This is a genomic window from Streptomyces sp. SCSIO 75703 (assembly GCF_036607905.1).
Taxonomy (GTDB): Bacteria; Actinomycetota; Actinomycetes; order Streptomycetales; family Streptomycetaceae; genus Streptomyces.
Genome location: NZ_CP144555.1, coordinates 2,486,813 through 2,502,886 on the forward strand (window position 1 = coordinate 2,486,813; position 16,074 = coordinate 2,502,886).

General features: G+C 72.8%; 16 protein-coding genes. 9 read left to right on the forward strand and 7 right to left on the reverse strand.

The window, feature by feature from the left end; genetic code table 11:
• Positions 1-28: 28 nt before the first annotated feature.
• Positions 29-1,117: a redox-regulated ATPase YchF gene (gene ychF / locus VM636_RS10695; protein ID WP_030419023.1), complete on the reverse strand. Its 1,089-nt coding sequence runs from the start codon at positions 1,115-1,117 to the stop codon at positions 29-31.
• Positions 1,118-1,285: 168 nt separating this feature from the next.
• On the opposite strand from ychF, the gene VM636_RS10700 reads away from it, so the two are divergent.
• Positions 1,286-1,927 (forward strand): DUF6542 domain-containing protein, encoded by a 642-nt coding sequence (locus VM636_RS10700; RefSeq protein WP_338484304.1) that lies wholly within the window; start codon positions 1,286-1,288, stop codon positions 1,925-1,927.
• Between the two features lie 22 nt (positions 1,928-1,949).
• Here the strand turns inward: VM636_RS10700 and VM636_RS10705 are convergent, their stop codons facing one another.
• Together VM636_RS10705 and VM636_RS10710 are read right to left on the reverse strand one after the other, a co-directional pair.
• Positions 1,950-2,690, reverse strand: coding sequence for an ROK family protein (locus tag VM636_RS10705; RefSeq protein ID WP_030419021.1), 741 nt, complete (start codon positions 2,688-2,690; stop codon positions 1,950-1,952).
• Positions 2,691-2,731: 41 nt separating this feature from the next.
• Complete coding sequence (locus VM636_RS10710) at positions 2,732-3,739, reverse strand: 4-hydroxy-3-methylbut-2-enyl diphosphate reductase (protein WP_053914486.1); 1,008 nt, start codon at positions 3,737-3,739, stop codon at positions 2,732-2,734.
• A gap of 100 nt (positions 3,740-3,839) precedes the next feature.
• On the opposite strand from VM636_RS10710, the gene VM636_RS10715 reads away from it, so the two are divergent.
• The 3 genes from VM636_RS10715 (at position 3,840) to VM636_RS10725 (ending at position 7,145) form a co-directional block, all read left to right on the forward strand.
• Entirely contained in the window at positions 3,840-5,216 is a 1,377-nt protein-coding gene (locus tag VM636_RS10715) for an APC family permease (RefSeq protein ID WP_338484305.1), read from the forward strand.
• Between the two features lie 441 nt (positions 5,217-5,657).
• On the forward strand, positions 5,658-6,866 hold the full coding sequence (gene xseA, locus VM636_RS10720) for an exodeoxyribonuclease VII large subunit (protein WP_030419018.1): 1,209 nt from the start codon (positions 5,658-5,660) through the stop codon (positions 6,864-6,866).
• A 9-nt stretch (positions 6,867-6,875) separates the two neighbouring features.
• Positions 6,876-7,145: an exodeoxyribonuclease VII small subunit gene (locus tag VM636_RS10725; protein WP_030419017.1), complete on the forward strand. Its 270-nt coding sequence runs from the start codon at positions 6,876-6,878 to the stop codon at positions 7,143-7,145.
• A gap of 110 nt (positions 7,146-7,255) precedes the next feature.
• Here the strand turns inward: VM636_RS10725 and VM636_RS10730 are convergent, their stop codons facing one another.
• The gene (locus VM636_RS10730) at positions 7,256-7,468 is read right to left on the reverse strand and encodes a DUF4287 domain-containing protein (RefSeq protein WP_030419016.1); all 213 of its coding nucleotides are present in this window, start codon (positions 7,466-7,468) and stop codon (positions 7,256-7,258) included.
• 236 nt (positions 7,469-7,704) lie between these two features.
• Between VM636_RS10730 and VM636_RS10735 the strand changes: the two genes are divergently transcribed.
• The gene (locus VM636_RS10735; RefSeq protein WP_030419015.1) at positions 7,705-8,295 is read left to right on the forward strand and encodes a malonic semialdehyde reductase; all 591 of its coding nucleotides are present in this window, start codon (positions 7,705-7,707) and stop codon (positions 8,293-8,295) included.
• 128 nt (positions 8,296-8,423) lie between these two features.
• Here the strand turns inward: VM636_RS10735 and VM636_RS10740 are convergent, their stop codons facing one another.
• Positions 8,424-8,948, reverse strand: coding sequence for a DUF4245 domain-containing protein (locus VM636_RS10740; RefSeq protein WP_037857623.1), 525 nt, complete (start codon positions 8,946-8,948; stop codon positions 8,424-8,426).
• A gap of 134 nt (positions 8,949-9,082) precedes the next feature.
• Between VM636_RS10740 and glpX the strand changes: the two genes are divergently transcribed.
• Positions 9,083-10,117, forward strand: a complete 1,035-nt coding sequence (gene glpX / locus VM636_RS10745) for a class II fructose-bisphosphatase (RefSeq protein WP_030419013.1) — start codon at positions 9,083-9,085, stop codon at positions 10,115-10,117.
• Between the two features lie 161 nt (positions 10,118-10,278).
• Here the strand turns inward: glpX and VM636_RS10750 are convergent, their stop codons facing one another.
• Positions 10,279-10,659, reverse strand: a complete 381-nt coding sequence (locus tag VM636_RS10750) for a WhiB family transcriptional regulator (protein WP_030419012.1) — start codon at positions 10,657-10,659, stop codon at positions 10,279-10,281.
• Between the two features lie 131 nt (positions 10,660-10,790).
• Positions 10,791-11,435, reverse strand: coding sequence for a DUF1707 domain-containing protein (locus VM636_RS10755; RefSeq protein WP_234312525.1), 645 nt, complete (start codon positions 11,433-11,435; stop codon positions 10,791-10,793).
• A gap of 251 nt (positions 11,436-11,686) precedes the next feature.
• Between VM636_RS10755 and VM636_RS10760 the strand changes: the two genes are divergently transcribed.
• The 3 genes from VM636_RS10760 to VM636_RS10770 all read left to right on the forward strand — a co-directional run bounded on the left by VM636_RS10760 (position 11,687) and on the right by VM636_RS10770 (position 15,802).
• Positions 11,687-13,363, forward strand: coding sequence for a fumarate hydratase (locus VM636_RS10760; protein WP_030419010.1), 1,677 nt, complete (start codon positions 11,687-11,689; stop codon positions 13,361-13,363).
• A gap of 206 nt (positions 13,364-13,569) precedes the next feature.
• Entirely contained in the window at positions 13,570-14,955 is a 1,386-nt protein-coding gene (locus tag VM636_RS10765) for a class II fumarate hydratase (RefSeq protein ID WP_030419009.1), read from the forward strand.
• A gap of 124 nt (positions 14,956-15,079) precedes the next feature.
• Complete coding sequence (locus tag VM636_RS10770; protein ID WP_030419008.1) at positions 15,080-15,802, forward strand: DUF402 domain-containing protein; 723 nt, start codon at positions 15,080-15,082, stop codon at positions 15,800-15,802.
• Positions 15,803-16,074 lie beyond the last annotated feature (272 nt).

Consider the following 16,074-nt stretch of genomic DNA (forward strand, 5'->3'; position numbering starts at 1 on the left):
AAGTCATCGATGTGGGATAGAGCACCCGCTACACGTTGAAGCGGAATTCCACCACGTCGCCGTCGCGCATGATGTAGTCCTTGCCTTCCATGCGGGCCTTGCCCTTGGCGCGGGCTTCGGGGACCGAGCCCGTTTCGACGAGGTCGGCGAAGGAGATGACCTCGGCCTTGATGAAGCCCTTCTGGAAGTCGGTGTGGATGACTCCGGCGGCCTCGGGGGCGGTGGCGCCCTTCTTGATGGTCCAGGCGCGGGCTTCCTTCGGGCCGGCCGTCAGGTAGGTCTGGAGGCCGAGGGTGCGGAAGCCGACGTGGGCGAGGGTGGCGAGGCCGGGCTCGTCCTGGCCGACGGACTGGAGGAGTTCGAGGGCCTCGTCCTCGTCCAGTTCGGCGAGGTCGGCCTCCAGCTTGGCGTTGAGGAAGATCGCCTCGGCGGGGGCGACGAGGGCGCGCTGCTCGTTCTTGAAGTCCTCGTCGGTCAGCTCGTCCTCGTCGACGTTGAAGACGTAGAGGAACGGCTTCGTGGTGAGGAGGTGGAGGTCGTGGAGCAGTTCGTTGCGCTCGGTGCCCTGGACGATGCCGTGGGCGAAGAGCGTGTCGCCCTTCTCCAGGATCTCCTTGGCCTCCTCGACCGCCTTGACCTTCGGTCCCACGTCCTTCTTGATCCGCGACTCCTTCTGGAGCCGGGGCAGGACCTTCTCGATGGTCTGGAGGTCCGCGAGGATCAGCTCGGTGTTGATCGTCTCGATGTCGTCCTTGGGCGAGACCTTGCCGTCGACGTGGACGACGTTCTCGTCCTTGAAGGCGCGGATGACCTGGCAGATCGCGTCGGACTCGCGGATGTTGGCGAGGAACTTGTTGCCCAGGCCCTCGCCCTCGGAGGCGCCGCGCACGATGCCGGCGATGTCCACGAAGTCGACCGTGGCCGGAAGGGTCCGCTCCGAGGAGAAGATCTCGGCCAGCTTGGTCAGCCGGGGGTCGGGGACGCCGACGACGCCGACGTTGGGCTCGATCGTGGCGAACGGGTAGTTGGCCGCCAGCACGTCGTTCTTGGTCAGGGCGTTGAACAGGGTCGACTTGCCGACATTCGGCAGGCCGACGATACCGATCGTGAGCGACACGTTGCGACTTCCCGTACGTGAGGATGTGGAGGCGGCCGGGCAGGGGCCGATCCCCCAGTCTACGGGGTGTCCCGTACCGGTCGGGCGGCACGTCGAACGCTTGGCCAAGCCGCTCCGACGGCGTGTCCGAGAGCGCATTCGGCACATTAACCGACCTAAGTTGGTCCAGTGGAGCAACACAGGACGCGACCTGCGCAGAACGGACCGCGACGAGGCCGGGCCCGGTTGCCCCCGCAGGGGCGGGGTGGGGCCGGCGGGGTGTCGCAGGCCGGGCCGCCGCCCCCGGGCGCCCGGGGTCCCGCGGCGGCCCGTCCCCGGCCGGGGTCTCCGGCGCCGGCGGCGCCGCGCTCCCTGCCGGGCACGTCCGCGCTGCGGTTCCCCGCGCCGCGGCTGACCGGGCTGGGCGGCGGGCTGTTCTGCGCGGCGGTCATGGTCGTGCTCGGGCTGCTCGACCGGCTGCTGTTCGACGCGTCCCCCACCGTCTACGGCGTGCTCTTCGTGCCGGTGTGCGTGCTCACCGCGCTCTGGGTGCGCGGAAACGATCTGCTGACGGCGCCCGTGTCGGTGCCGATCGGCTTCACCGTGGGCCTGGTGACCGTCGCCGAGAGCGGTACGGGGGTGTCCGGGCGGCTGATGGGCCTGGTGACGGGGCTCGCCACGGGGGCCGCCTGGCTGTACGCCGGGACGCTGGTCGCGGGGGTGACGGTGCTCGTCCGCCGGGTGCGGCTGGTGCGCCGCCGGACCGCCGCCCGTAACCGCCCGCCCCACCAGCCGCGACGGCAAAGGCCCCAGCGGCAACAGCGGTCGTGAGGGCCGCGGTCGCGGACCGTGCTCAGCCCGCCGCCCGCATCGCCGCGCCCACGATCCCCGCGTTGTTCTGGAGCCGGGCCGGGACGATCTCCGCCCGGACGCCGTCCAGGTGCGGCAGGAACTTGTGGGCCTTGCGGCTGACTCCGCCGCCGAGGATGAACAGTTCGGGCGAGAACAGCATCTCCACGTGCGCGAGGTACCTCCGCACCCGGTGCCCCCACTGCTCCCAGGACAGGTCGTGGTCCTCCTTGGCCTTGCCGGAGGCCCGCTTCTCGGCCTCGTGGCCGTCGAGTTCCAGGTGACCGAGTTCGGTGTTGGGGACCAGGAGGCCGTCGTGGAAGACGGCGCTGCCGATGCCGGTGCCGAAGGTGAGCAGGACGACTGTGCCCCGCCGGCCGCGTCCGGCGCCGAAGTGCATCTCGGCGACGCCGGCCGCGTCCGCGTCGTTGACGACCGTGACGTCCAGGCCGCCGAGCCGCTCGCGGAACAGGGCGCGGGCGTCGGTGCCGACCCAGCCCTTGTCGACGTTGGCGGCGGTGAGGACCGTGGCGCCGTCCGTCACCACGCCGGGGAAGGTGAGGCCGACCGGACCGGTCCAGCCGAAGTGCCCGACGACCTGCCGCACCCCGTCGGCGACCCCGTCGGGCGTCGCCGGGCTCGGGGTGAGCACCTTGTGCCGTTCCCGGGCCAGGTCGCCCCTGTCGAGATCCACAGGGGCGCCCTTGATGCCGGACCCGCCGATGTCCACGCCGAAGATCTGCATGGCCCCACGTTACGACGGGCGACGGTGCGTCACACGGGTGGTCAGTCCCCGTCCGTGCCGGAGCCGCCGCGTTCGGCGACCAGGGCCGCCGCCTCCTCGCGCAGGTCGCGGCGCAGTTCCTTGGGGAGGGAGAAGATGATGGACTCCTCGGCCGCCTTGACGATCTCCACGTCCTCGAAACCGCGGGCGGAGAGCCACTCCAGCACCTCCTCGACCAGCACCTCGGGCACCGAGGCGCCGGAGGTGAGGCCGACGGTGGTGACGCCGTCGAGCCACGCCTCGTCGATCTCGGAGGCGAAGTCCACGAGGTGGGCGTCGCGGGCGCCGGCCTGCAGGGCGACCTCGACGAGCCGCTTGGAGTTCGAGGAGTTGCGGGAGCCGACGACGATCACGAGGTCGGCGTCGGCGCCCATCTGCTTGACGGCGAGCTGACGGTTCTGCGTGGCGTAGCAGATGTCGTCGCTCGGCGGGGAGATGAGCTGCGGGAACTTCTCCTTGAGCGCGTCGACGGTCTCCATGGTCTCGTCGACGGAGAGCGTGGTCTGGGAGAGCCAGACGACCCGGGACGGGTCGCGGACCTCGACCTGGGCGACGTCCTCGGGGCCGTCGACGAGCTGGATGTGATCGGGGGCCTCGCCGGAGGTGCCGATGACCTCCTCGTGGCCCTCGTGGCCGATCAGGAGGATGTCGTAGTCCTCCTTGGCGAAGCGGACGGCTTCCTTGTGGACCTTGGTCACCAGGGGGCAGGTGGCGTCGATGGTGGCGAGCCGGCCGCGTTCGGCCTCCTCGTGGACGACGGGCGCCACGCCGTGCGCGGAGAACATGACGATGTTCCCCGGGGGGACCTCGTCGGTCTGCTCGACGAAGACGGCGCCCTTCTTCTCCAGGGTCTGGACGACGTACTTGTTGTGGACGATCTCGTGCCGGACGTAGACCGGAGCCCCGTACTGCTCCAGGGCCTTCTCGACGGCGATCACGGCGCGGTCCACTCCCGCGCAGTAGCCACGGGGGGCGGCGAGCAGGACACGGCGGCCAGACGAAGCAGTCATGGCCCCATCGTAAGGCCGCGTTCGGCGGCGCAGAGATCGCGTGGGCCCGGCGCCGCCGGACAGACTGTCGGGAAGGTACCCCGGCGCTGGCGGAGGCAGGATGTCCGAGACCGGTTCGACGGCCCACGACGCGGGCGAGGGGCAGGGGCTGCGGCGCAGTCTGGGCTTCCGTGACCTGGTCGTGTACGGGTTGTTGTTCATCGCGCCCATGGCCCCGGTCGGGGTCTTCGGCACGCTGGACGCCAGGTCGCACGGCGCGGTCGCACTGGTGTACGTGGTGGCGACGGTCGCCATGGCGTTCACCGCGTTCAGCTACGCCCAGATGGTGCGGGTGGTCCCCCAGGCGGGTTCCGTCTTCGCCTACGCGCGGGCGGGGCTGGGGCACGGGGCCGGGTTCGTGGCGGGCTGGATGGCGTTGCTCGACTACGTGCTCATCCCGGCGGTGGCATATCTCTTCTCCGGCATCGCCATGGAGGCGCTGGTGCCGGAGGTGTCGCGGTGGGTGTGGACGGCCCTCGCGGTGGTGGTCACGACCCTGCTGAACCTGTGGGGGGTGCGGACGGCTGCCCGGGTGGGCTTCCTGGTGCTCGCCATGGAGATCGTGGTCCTGGTGGTGTTCGTGGTGGCGGCGATCGTCGTCCTGGCGCGCGACGGCGCCCATCGGGACTGGCTGTCGCCGCTGACCGGGGACGGGACGCAGGGCGCGTTCGCGCTGTCGGCGGTGGTCGGCGCGGTGTCGGTGGCGGTCCTGTCGTACCTGGGCTTCGACGCGATCGCGACCTTCGCGGAGGAGGTCACGGGCGGTTCGGCGAAGGTGGCGCGGGCGCTGCTGTTCTGCCTGGCGCTGGCGGGCGTGCTGTTCGTGGCGCAGACCTATCTGGTGGCGCTGCTGGAGCCGGTGACGTCGGCCGAGCTGGCGGCGCGGCCGGAGCGGCAGGGGGCGGCCTTCTACGACGCGGTGGACTCCTCCGTGGGGACGTGGCTGCACGATCTGGTGGCGGTGAGCAAGGCGATCGGCGCCGCGTTCGCCGCGCTGGCGGGGCAGGCGGCGGCCGGGCGGCTGCTGTTCGCCATGGGCCGGGACCGGCGGCTGCCGGGCGGGCTGTCGCGGACCGGCTCGGGGGTGCCGCGGGTGGCGCTGCTGGTCTCCGCGGTGATCACGATGGCGGCGGCGGTGTGGGCGGCGCAGCGGCCGGACGGGCTCGACCACCTGGTGTCGGTCGTCGACGTCGGCGCGCTGACCGCGTTCACGCTGCTGCACGCGAGCGTGGTGGGCTGGTTCGCGGTGCGGCGGGCCGGCGGTGGCCGGGTGAGCTGGTGGCGGCACGTCCTGATCCCGGTGGTGGGCGCCGCGATCACCCTCGCGGTGATCGTGGAGGCTTCGGGGACGGCTCAGGTCGTGGGCGCGGTCTGGCTCGTGGTCGGGCTGGTCGTCCTGGGGGTGCAGGCACGCCGGGGGCGGCCCGTGGGGGTGTGACGCCGGACGCGGCGCGGGTGACGCGGCGGGGTGAGGGGCTCGGGCGCGGCTGCGTCCGGGCCAGGCGGGCGGGTGCGGGAGTACGCGGCGAACGGGCCGGGAGCGGGCGGCACGCGTCCGCGGGACAGCGCCGTACACGACCGGGAACACGCCCGTACGGCGGCCCCAAGCGCACCGGACGCGCGCCGGACACGCCGCGCGGCGGCGGGGCGGCCGGTCCGACACGCCACGTGCCCGCCGTGCGGTGTCCCGACACGCCGGGCCGCCCGCCGGGCGAGGCCGCGACACGCCACCCGTCGGCACCACGGAGCCCCGACACGCCGCACCGCCGCTCCGCACCACCCGCACGCCGTACCCCGACACGCCCGCCCCGTCCCGCCCCCGCGGCCCGGCACGACGCGCCCGGTCGTGTTGTCACACCCGGCCGCTACGCTCGGGCGCATGGCTGTGAACTCGACCCCGGAAGCCCCCCTGCCCGTCGGTCAGGTGTCCCGGCTGATCGGCGGATGGATCGACCGGCTCGGCGCGGTGTGGGTCGAGGGGCAGATCACGCAGCTCTCGCGGCGGCCCGGCGCCGGGGTGGTGTTCCTGACCCTGCGCGACCCGTCGCACGACATCTCGGTCGGCGTGACCTGCTACCGGCAGGTGTTCGACTCCGTCGCGGACGTGGTCGGCGAGGGCGCCCGGGTGGTCGTCCACGCCAAGCCGGAGTGGTACGCGCCGCGCGGACAGCTCTCGCTGCGCGCCACGGCCATCAAGCCGGTCGGGGTCGGGGAACTCCTCGCCCGTCTGGAGCAACTGAAGAAGACGCTCGCGCGCGAGGGGCTGTTCGCCGCCGAGCGCAAGAAGCCGCTGCCGTTCCTGCCGCAGCTCGTCGGGCTGGTGTGCGGGCGGGCCTCGGCCGCCGAGCGGGACGTGCTGGAGAACGCCCGGCACCGCTGGCCGGCCGTCCGCTTCGAGGTCCGCAACGTCGCCGTGCAGGGCGTGCACGCCGTGCCGCAGGTGGTGCAGGCCGTCAAGGAACTGGACGCGCGGGACGAGGTGGACGTGATCGTCATCGCGCGGGGCGGGGGCAGCGTGGAGGACCTGTTGCCGTTCTCCGACGAGCAACTGGTACGGGCGGTGGCGGCGTGCCGGACGCCGGTCGTGTCGGCGATCGGCCACGAGCCGGACCACCCGCTGCTCGACTACGTGGCCGACCTGCGCGCCTCGACGCCGACCGACGCCGCCAAGAAGGTCGTGCCGGACGTCGGCGAGGAGTACGAGCGCGTCCGGCAGTTGCGGGACCGGGCGCGGCGCTGCGTGGCGGCGTTCGTGGACCGTGAGGAGCGGGGGCTGGCCCACGCGCTGGCGCGGCCGTCGGTACAGCACCCGCACCGCATGATCGACGACCGGGAGGCCGAGGTGGCGGCCCTGCTGGACCGGGGCCGCCGGACGCTGCGGCACCTCCTGGACCGGGCCGATTCCGAGTTGACGCACACCCACGCGCGCGTGGTGGCCCTCTCCCCTGCCGCGACGCTCGAGCGCGGGTACGCGGTGCTCCAGCGGGACGACGGCCACGCCGTGCGGGCCCCCGGCGAGGTGGCGCCCGGCCAGGTGCTGCGCGCCCGGGTGTCCGAGGGCGAGTTCTCCGTACGAGTCGACGCATAGGGTGGGTGGATGACCAGCGAGGTGGAGCAGCCGGCGGCGGTGGCCGAGGCGCTCGGGTACGAGCAGGCGCGGGACGAGCTGATCGAGGTCGTACGGCGGCTGGAGGCGGGCGGCACGACGCTGGAGGAGTCGCTCGCCCTGTGGGAGCGGGGCGAGGAGCTGGCGAAGGTCTGCCGGCGGTGGCTGGAGGGCGCGCGCGCCCGTCTGGACGCGGCGCTGGCCGAGGAGGCCCGCGCCGAGGACGCCGACGGCGGCGGGTCGGGGACCGGCGAGGCGTAGTCCCCGGCCCCGCCGTCCCGCGTGGCCGCCGTCCCGCTTCCCGCCCGGTGCGGCCGGGCGGGGAGCGTCCGGCTGCCGGGGCCGGCCAAGGCCCCGGGGGCCCGTTCGCCCTACTTCCCGCTGTCCTCCGCCAGGGTGTGGGCGACGAGCGCGTTGGCGTGGCCGTGGCCCATCGCGTGCTCGGTCGTGAGCCAGGTGACGAGTACCCCGTGCCGGGCGAGCGGGGAGGAGCGGATCAACTCCTGCCACTCGGCGATCGGCCGGCCGTACTTCTTCTCGCTCGACGGGAAGTAACTCGCGGGTCCCTTGGTGGCTCCGGTCATGTCCTTCAGCCCTTTCGGCGTCGGCGGCTCTCGGCCGATGTCCCAGGGGGACCGTGCGGGGGACCGGAAGTGATCGGCCGGCCGGCGTGACGCACACCACTGTCGACCGCGTGTGAAGCGGATCACCACGCCCCAGCTTTGGTTGAATGTTGAACTTCATTGGCGTAGCGTCAGCCCCGTCAACGGCTCCGCGCCACCCCGCCCGGAGCCGAAGCGCATCCCGAGGAAGATCACGCATGTCTCTCGTTCTTGACCCCGCCGCCCAGGACCTGCTGTTCCGCGAGGCCCGCACCGCGAACACCTTCACCGACGAGCCGGTGACCGACGAGCAGGTGCAGGCGATCTACGACCTGGTCAAGTACGGCCCGACCGCCTTCAACCAGTCCCCGCTGCGCGTCACCCTGGTCCGCTCCCCCGAGGCCCGCGAGCGCCTGGTCGCGCACATGGCCGAGGGCAACCAGGCCAAGACGGCCACCGCCCCGCTCGTCGCGATCCTGTCGGCGGACAACGAGTTCCACGAGGAGCTGCCCCAGCTCCTGCCGCACTTCCCGCAGGCCAAGGACGTCTTCTTCGGCGAGCGCACGGTCCGCGAGGGTACCGCCGGCATGAACGCCGCGCTCCAGGCCGCCTACTTCATCATCGGCATCCGCGCCGCCGGCCTGGCCGCCGGCCCGATGACCGGCCTGGACTTCGAGGGCCTGCGCAAGGAGTTCCTGGACGACGACCACACCCCGCTGATGGTCGTCAACATCGGCCGCCCGGGCCCCGACGCCTGGTTCCCGCGCTCGCCGCGCCTGTCCTACGAGCAGGTCGTCACCACGGTCTGAGCCGCACCGGCACCGCGCACAGCGAAGGAGGCGGCCCCCGCGGTGGGGGCCGCCTCCTTCACGTCACACGCCCGCGGGCCCGTCACCACGGGCGCGACGGCACCCGGACGGCCCAGGGACCCACGTCCTCACTCCGTCTCCAGCGCCGCCGCCATCGCGGCCAGCCGCTCGAACGAGGCCGTGCCGGTCACCAGGGTCGTCGCGCCCTGCGCGCCGTCGCCGTCCTGGAGGACCAGCGCGTCGTACCGGCCGCCCTCATAGCGGACCCAGGTCCGGCCGCCGATCTCCTCGGTGGTCTCGGTGCGCCGCGCGCCCTGGCTGGCCTTGTCGATGAACTTCTCGGGCTTGTCCGTGGACTGCTCGACCGCCACGTACTCACCGTCGGGGGCGCTGAAACCGAGGTGCCAGGCGTCGGACCGGTCGGCGCGGTAGCGCACCGAGGTCGCCTTCCACTCCTCGGAGAGCCCGACCGGCGCCGCCACCGGGTACGACGCGGCGCGCCGCGCGCTCAGCAGCTCGACCCGGTAGTCCACCCGCCTGATGTCGGGCTCGCTGTCGTCGTGCGGGATGAAGAGCCACATCACTCCCGCCGCGAGCACGATGAGCCCAAGGGAGAGCACCATGTCCCGGGCCGACTTCTGCTTGCCTTTCATACCTGCCACGCCCCTATCGTCGCAGGTCGCCGATCCGCTCATCCGTGGGGTCCCCTGCTCATTTAGTACGACTGGCGATAGAGTCGTGGCCATACCCTCATCCGGCCGTCGTCGTATCAGAAAGGTGCGCTCCGATGACCGAGCATCATCATCTGCCGTCCGAGCTTGACGTCCCTTCGGAGGCTCCCGATCGCAACCTCGCCATGGAACTCGTCCGCGTGACCGAAGCCGCGGCGATGGCGGCCGGCCGCTGGGTCGGGCGGGGCGACAAGAACGGCGCCGACGGGGCCGCGGTGCGCGCCATGCGCACCCTCGTCCAGACCGTCTCGATGAACGGCGTCGTCGTCATCGGCGAGGGCGAGAAGGACGAGGCGCCGATGCTCTTCAACGGGGAACGCGTCGGCGACGGGACCGGAGCCGAGGTCGACATCGCCGTCGACCCGATCGACGGGACCACCCTGACCGCCAACGGGATGACCAACGCGATCGCGGTGCTCGCCGCCGCCGAGCGCGGGTCCATGTTCGACCCGTCGGCCGTCTTCTACATGGACAAGCTGGTCACCGGGCCCGACGCCGCCGACTTCGTCGACATCGACGCGCCCGTCTCGGTGAACATCCGCCGGGTCGCCAAGGCCAAGCGGTCGACGCCCGGGGACGTCACCGTGGTCATCCTGGACCGCCCCCGGCACCAGGCCCTGATCAAGGAGGTCCGGGAGACCGGCGCCCGGATCAAGCTGATCTCCGACGGCGACGTGGCCGGCTCCATCCTCGCGCTGCGCGAGGGCACCGGCATCGACCTGCTGCTCGGCATCGGCGGCACGCCCGAGGGCATCATCTCCGCCTGCGCCGTCAAGTGCCTGGGCGGCACCATCCAGGGCAAGCTGTGGCCCAAGGACGACGAGGAGCGCCGCCGCGCGCTCGACGCCGGGCACGACCTGGACCGCGTCCTGACGACGGACGACCTGGTCTCCGGGGACAACGTCTTCTTCGTCGCCACCGGCATCACCGACGGCGAACTGCTGCGCGGGGTCCGCTACCGCTCCGAGACCGCGACGACCGACTCGATCGTGATGCGCTCCAAGTCGGGCACGGTCCGCCGGATCGACTCCGAGCACCGGCTGAGCAAGCTGCGCGCCTACAGCGCGATCAACTTCGACCGCGCCGGATAGCCGCCGGGCCCCGGCCCACCGCCGACGCCCGCCCGCGGACCGCCGGACGGGACCGCCCACGCGTACGGAACGGACCGGACGCCGCCGTGCCCCAGGGCCGCCCGCTGGTGCGGAGCGGGCGCCCCGCCCCCGCCGGGCGCGACACGCTCCGGGGGCGAGCCCTAGCCGGCCGCGGCTATGCGGTCCGCCGTGGGGCGGGCCGCCTTCTTCAACTCCAGGTCGCGGCGCCGGCGCCGGGCCAGCACCACCCGGCGCTCGGCGGCGGTCAGGCCGCCCCACACGCCGTACGGCTCGGGCTGGAGCAGCGCGTGCTCGCGGCATTCGGCCAGGACCGGGCAGCGTCCGCAGACCCGCTTGGCCGCCTCCTCGCGGGAGAGCCGGGCGGCGGTGGGTTCCTTGGACGGTGCGAAGAACAGTCCGGCCTCGTCGCGCCGGCACACCGCCTCGGTGTGCCAGGGGGCGTCTTGGTCCCTGTTCCGCACCGGCACCCGCTGGGCCGGGACAGCGGCTACCTGCAGGGACGAACGCGGCGGTTGCAGCACGGTCTACTCCTGACGACGGCTTCGCTGGCGAGCGACGATGCGTCAAGCCCTACCCGCTGTGCGCGCGCCTATGCACAGAGTTCCGGACCGGGGCCGCACACCGCCGGCGAGCGGGCGGAACCCCGGGGCCGTCAGCGCTCCAGATGCCTGCGCAGCCCCTTGTCGACCTTGCGCTGCACGCGGTCCAGGATGTCCGCGACGAGCCGGCCGCGCTTGGGCCGGGCCTCCACGTTGCCCAGCACGGCCCAGCCGTCCACGTAGACCACGGGGGCGTCGGCCTCGGGCGAGTCGAGGGTGTGGACCTCGAAGTTGCCGAGGACGCCGCCGCCGGTGCCGCGCAGCGACACGTTCTCCGGGACGCGGACCTCGACGTTCCCGAAGACCGAGACGGCCTTGATCATGACGTGCCGGTACTCGAAGACCGCCTCGCTCAGGTCGATCTCCACGTTGCCGAACACGGCGTAGGCGTGGATGCGGCGGCCGGGCCGCCAGCGCCCCTTGCGGACGGCGCTGCTGAAGACCGCGACCATGTTCTCGTCGGGGGCGGCGGGGACGGTGCCCGGGGCGGGGCGGTGCGGGGCGGGGGCCGCGGCGGCGGTGGGCCCGGCGTGCGCGGCGGGCAGGTCCCGCACGAAGACGTCCAGCTCGCCGACGGTCTTGGCGGCGAGCACCCCCTCGACGCGCTCCGCGTGCTCCTCCGCGGTCAGCCTGCCCTCGGCCAGGGCCTCGCGCAGCATGTCGGCGATGCGGTCCCGGTCGGCGTCCGAGGCGCGCAGCTCGGAGGGGCTCGGCGTGAGGGGGCCGGGGGCGGCGTCCTGCGCTGGGGAGTGCTTGTGAAGGTCCACGGCAGCAGGGTACCGAAACGCGATAGATCGCGACCAGGGGCTGTGGGCGACGTTGTCGTGAACCTACTGAGCCTTACCTCACCGGCCGGGCCGCGCGGCGGAGGTTTTACGCTGGTGGGCGCTGCCGAGGGAGGCCAGCCGTCGTTGCTGAGGAATTCAGCCGCGCGTCCGTCGAGTGAGGAATGGGCGAGATGCCTGAGTTCGCGTACACCGATCTGCTCCCCCAGGGTGAGGACACCACTCCGTACCGGCTGGTGACGTCCGAGGGGGTCTCCACCTTCGAGGCCGGCGGCCGGACGTTCCTCAAGGTGGAGCCCGAGGCGCTGCGCAAGCTGGCCGAGGAGGCCGTCCACGACATCCAGCACTACCTCCGCCCCGCCCACCTGGCCCAGCTCCGCCGCATCATCGACGACCCCGAGGCGTCGGCCAACGACAAGTTCGTCGCGCTGGACCTGCTGAAGAACGCGAACATCGCGGCGGCCGGCGTGCTGCCCATGTGCCAGGACACCGGCACCGCGATCGTCATGGGCAAGCGCGGGCAGAACGTGCTGACGGCGGGCGGCGACGAGGAAGCGCTCTCGCGCGGCATCTACGACGCCTACCGGACCCTGAACCTGCGCTACTCGCAGATGGCTCCGCTCACCATGTGGGAGGAGAGGAACACCGGCTCCAACCTCCCGGCGCAGATCGAGCTGTACGCCACCGACGGGGACGCCTACAAGTTCCTGTTCATGGCGAAGGGCGGCGGCTCCGCCAACAAGAGCTTCCTCTACCAGGAGACGAAGGCCGTCCTGAACGAAGCCTCCATGATGACCTTCCTGGAGGAGAAGATCCGCTCGCTGGGCACGGCCGCCTGCCCGCCGTACCACCTGGCGATCGTCGTCGGCGGCACCTCGGCCGAGTACGCGCTGAAGACCGCGAAGTACGCCTCCGCGCACTACCTGGACAACGTGCCCTCCGAGGGGTCCCCGCTCGGCCACGGCTTCCGGGACAAGGAGCTGGAGCAGAAGGTCTTCGAGCTGACCCAGCGGATCGGCATCGGCGCGCAGTTCGGCGGCAAGTACTTCTGCCACGACGTGCGCGTGGTGCGCCTGCCCCGGCACGGCGCCTCCTGCCCGGTCGCGCTCGCGGTCTCCTGCTCGGCGGACCGCCAGGCCGTCGCCAAGATCACCGCCGAGGGCGTGTTCCTGGAGCAGCTGGAGACCGACCCGGCGCGCTTCCTGCCGGAGACCACGGACGAGCAGCTCGACACCGAGGGCGAGGCCGTCCGCATCGACCTCAACCAGCCGATGGACGCCATCCTGGCCGAGCTGACGAAGCACCCGGTCAAGACCCGGCTGTCGCTGAACGGCCCGCTGGTCGTGGCCCGCGACATCGCCCACGCCAAGATCAAGGAGCGGCTGGACGCGGGCGAGGAGATGCCGCAGTACCTCAAGGACCACCCGGTGTACTACGCGGGCCCGGCGAAGACGCCCGAGGGCTACGCGTCGGGTTCCTTCGGCCCGACCACGGCCGGCCGCATGGACTCCTACGTGGAGCAGTTCCAGGCGGCGGGCGGCTCCAAGGTCATGCTGGCCAAGGGCAACCGGAGCAAGCAGGTCACCGAGGCGTGCGGCACCCACGGCGGCTTCTACCTCGGCTCGATCGGCGGCCCGGCGGCCCGGCTGGCGCAGGACTGCATCAAGAAGGTCGAGGTCGTCGAGTACGAGGAACTCGGCATGGAGGCCGTCTGGAAGATCGAGGTCGAGGACTTCCCGGCGTTCGTCGTCGTCGACGACAAGGGCAACGACTTCTTCCAGGACCCGGCACCCCAGCCGACGTTCACCAGCATCCCGGTGCGGGGCCCCAACCTCGCCTGACGGCGGCGGGCGGCCCCGGCGGAGTCCGCTCCGGCCGGGGCCGCCGCCTCCCCGCGCGCCCCCTTCCCGCGCGCCCGGCGCGTGTTCCCGGCGCGGGCGTCGTCCCGGCCGGCCCGGCCGCCTCCGGCGGGCGCAACCGCGTCCCGGCCGCCCCCCGTTCGGCCCAGGTCCGGAACATCCCCGGGGCCCGGCGCGCTGTACCCGGTATGAACGACTACCGCATCGAGCACGACTCCATGGGCGAGGTCCGGGTCCCCGCCGAGGCCAAGTGGCGGGCGCAGACCCAGCGCGCCGTCGAGAACTTCCCCGTCTCCGGGCAGCGGATCGAACGGGCCCACATCGAGGCGCTGGCCCACATCAAGGGGGCCGCGGCGACGGTGAACGCACGGCTGGGCGTGCTCGACCCCGGCATCGCCGAGGCGATCGCGTCGGCGGCCGGGGAGGTCGCCGGCGGCCGGTGGGACGACCACTTCCCGGTCGACGTGTTCCAGACCGGCTCGGGCACCTCGTCCAACATGAACGCCAACGAGGTGATCGCCACCCTCGCCACCGAGCGGCTCGGCCGGGACGTGCACCCCAACGACCACGTCAACGCCTCCCAGTCGTCCAACGACGTCTTCCCGTCCTCCCTGCACATCGCCGCCACCGCCGCCGTCACCCGGGACCTGATCCCGGCGCTGGACCACCTCGCCACCGCGCTGGAGCGCAAGGCCGCGGAGTTCGCCGACGTGGTCAAGGCCGGGCGGACCCACCTCATGGACGCCACACCGGTCACCCTGGGCCAGGAGTTCGGCGGGTACGCGGCCCAGGTGCGCTACGGCGTCGAACGGCTCGAGGCCTCGCTGCCGCGGCTGGCCGAACTGCCGCTGGGCGGCACCGCGGTCGGCACCGGCATCAACACCCCGCCCGGCTTCTCCGCCGCCGTCATCGAGGAGGTCGCCCGCGCCACCGGCCTGCCCCTCACCGAGGCCCGCGACCACTTCGAGGCGCAGGGCGCGCGGGACGGCGTCGTCGAGACCAGCGGGCAGTTGCGGACCATCGCCGTCGGCCTGACGAAGATCGCCAACGACCTGCGGTGGATGGCCTCCGGACCGCGCACCGGCCTCGCGGAGATCTCCCTGCCCGACCTCCAGCCGGGCTCGTCGATCATGCCGGGCAAGGTGAACCCGGTGGTGCCGGAGGCGGTGCTCATGGTCGCCGCCCAGGTGATCGGCAACGACGTGGCCGTCACCACCGCCGGGGCGTCCGGCAACTTCGAACTGAACGTCATGCTGCCGGTCATCGCCAAGAACGTCCTGGAGTCCGTCCGGCTGCTCGCCAACGCCTCCCGGCTGCTGGCCGACCGCACGGTGGACGGCGTCGTCGCCCACCGCGAGCGCGCCCGCGAGTACGCCGAGTCCTCCCCCTCCGTCGTCACCCCGCTCAACCGGTACGTGGGCTACGAGGAGGCCGCCCGGATCGCCAAGAGGGCGCTGGCCGAACGGAAGACGATCCGCCAGGTCGTCCTGGACGGCGGGTACGTCGAGCGCGGCGACCTCACCGCGGAGCAACTGGACGAGGCCCTGGACGTCCTGCGCATGACCCGCCCGTGACGGCGCGCGCGGCCGGCCCGTGACGGCGCGCGCGGGGCGCGGCGCCGCCGGGAGCGCTCGCGAGCGACCCCTTCGCGGTGCCGGTACCACGTCACCGCGTGCCCGGTGCACCTAATATCTGTCCATGGCAGACGGCGAGACGGTGAGCACGGCGGCACAGGCGGGCGGTACGGCGTCCCCCTCGGCGGGGACGCCCCCCGCGGCCTTCTGGGCGCCCGGGAGCCCGATCCTGTGGCGTTACCGGGAGAACGGCGGGCGGCACATCCACATCGCCCGCCCCGTGACGGTGGTCCGGGACGACGCCGACCTGCTCGCCGTGTGGCTGGCACCGGGCACCGAGTGCGTCAAGCCGGTGCTGGCCGACGGCACGCCCGTCCACCTGGAGCCGCTGGCCTCGCGCTACACGAGGCCGCGGACCGTGCGCCGCGACCGCTGGTTCGGCACCGGCGTGCTCAAGCTGGCCCGGCCCGGCGAGCCCTGGTCGGTGTGGCTGTTCTGGGAACCGGGCTGGCGGTTCAGGAACTGGTACGTGAACCTGGAGGAGCCCCTGGCCCGCTGGTCGGGCGGGGTCGACTCCGAGGACCACTTCCTGGACATCTCCGTCCAGCCGGACCGCGGCTGGCGGTGGCACGACGAGGACGAGTTCGCCCAGGCCCAGCGGGACCGGCTGATGGACGCGGCGCAGGCCGGGCGGGTGCGGGCGGCGGGCCGGCACGCCGTCGAGGTGATCCGCGCCTGGGGACATCCGTTCTCGGACGGCTGGGAACACTGGCGACCCGATCCGTCCTGGGCGGTACCGTCGCTCCCCGGGGACTGGGACCGCGTACCCGCGCGGGCGGCCTCGTGAGACTCTTGATGAGCCCCCGGGCAGGAAACGTAGGATCGTCCTCCGCAAGGTCTGCGGAAGCGGCAACCGGCGGAGCGCGCACTGTGCTTGACCGATCGTCACCGAGGGGCGGCAGGACGTGAGCGAGAGGTACGAGGGCATCACGGGACGCGGCCGCGGCCGGCCCGCCGGTGGCGGGGCAACCGCCTCCCAGCAGGCGGGAATCCCGTTCCCGGGGCACGTGTTCCGGGCAGCGGCGTTTCCGCGGGACGTACTGCACGCGCCGCGCGCAG

Bases quoted from the DNA above. Each gene is read 5' to 3' on its own strand.
- VM636_RS10770 (WP_030419008.1), top strand. From the start codon at position 15,080: ATGGCAGACGGCGAGACGGTGAGCACGGCGGCACAGGCGGGCGGTACG.
- xseA (WP_030419018.1), top strand. From the start codon at position 5,658: ATGGCTGTGAACTCGACCCCGGAAGCCCCCCTGCCCGTCGGTCAGGTG.
- VM636_RS10725 (WP_030419017.1), top strand. From the start codon at position 6,876: ATGACCAGCGAGGTGGAGCAGCCGGCGGCGGTGGCCGAGGCGCTCGGG.
- VM636_RS10715 (WP_338484305.1), top strand. From the start codon at position 3,840: ATGTCCGAGACCGGTTCGACGGCCCACGACGCGGGCGAGGGGCAGGGG.
- glpX (WP_030419013.1), top strand. From the start codon at position 9,083: ATGACCGAGCATCATCATCTGCCGTCCGAGCTTGACGTCCCTTCGGAG.
- VM636_RS10760 (WP_030419010.1), top strand. From the start codon at position 11,687: ATGGGCGAGATGCCTGAGTTCGCGTACACCGATCTGCTCCCCCAGGGT.
- VM636_RS10765 (WP_030419009.1), top strand. From the start codon at position 13,570: ATGAACGACTACCGCATCGAGCACGACTCCATGGGCGAGGTCCGGGTC.
- VM636_RS10730 (WP_030419016.1), bottom strand. From the start codon at position 7,468: ATGACCGGAGCCACCAAGGGACCCGCGAGTTACTTCCCGTCGAGCGAG.
- VM636_RS10710 (WP_053914486.1), bottom strand. From the start codon at position 3,739: ATGACTGCTTCGTCTGGCCGCCGTGTCCTGCTCGCCGCCCCCCGTGGC.
- VM636_RS10740 (WP_037857623.1), bottom strand. From the start codon at position 8,948: ATGAAAGGCAAGCAGAAGTCGGCCCGGGACATGGTGCTCTCCCTTGGG.
- VM636_RS10735 (WP_030419015.1), top strand. From the start codon at position 7,705: ATGTCTCTCGTTCTTGACCCCGCCGCCCAGGACCTGCTGTTCCGCGAG.
- VM636_RS10705 (WP_030419021.1), bottom strand. From the start codon at position 2,690: ATGCAGATCTTCGGCGTGGACATCGGCGGGTCCGGCATCAAGGGCGCC.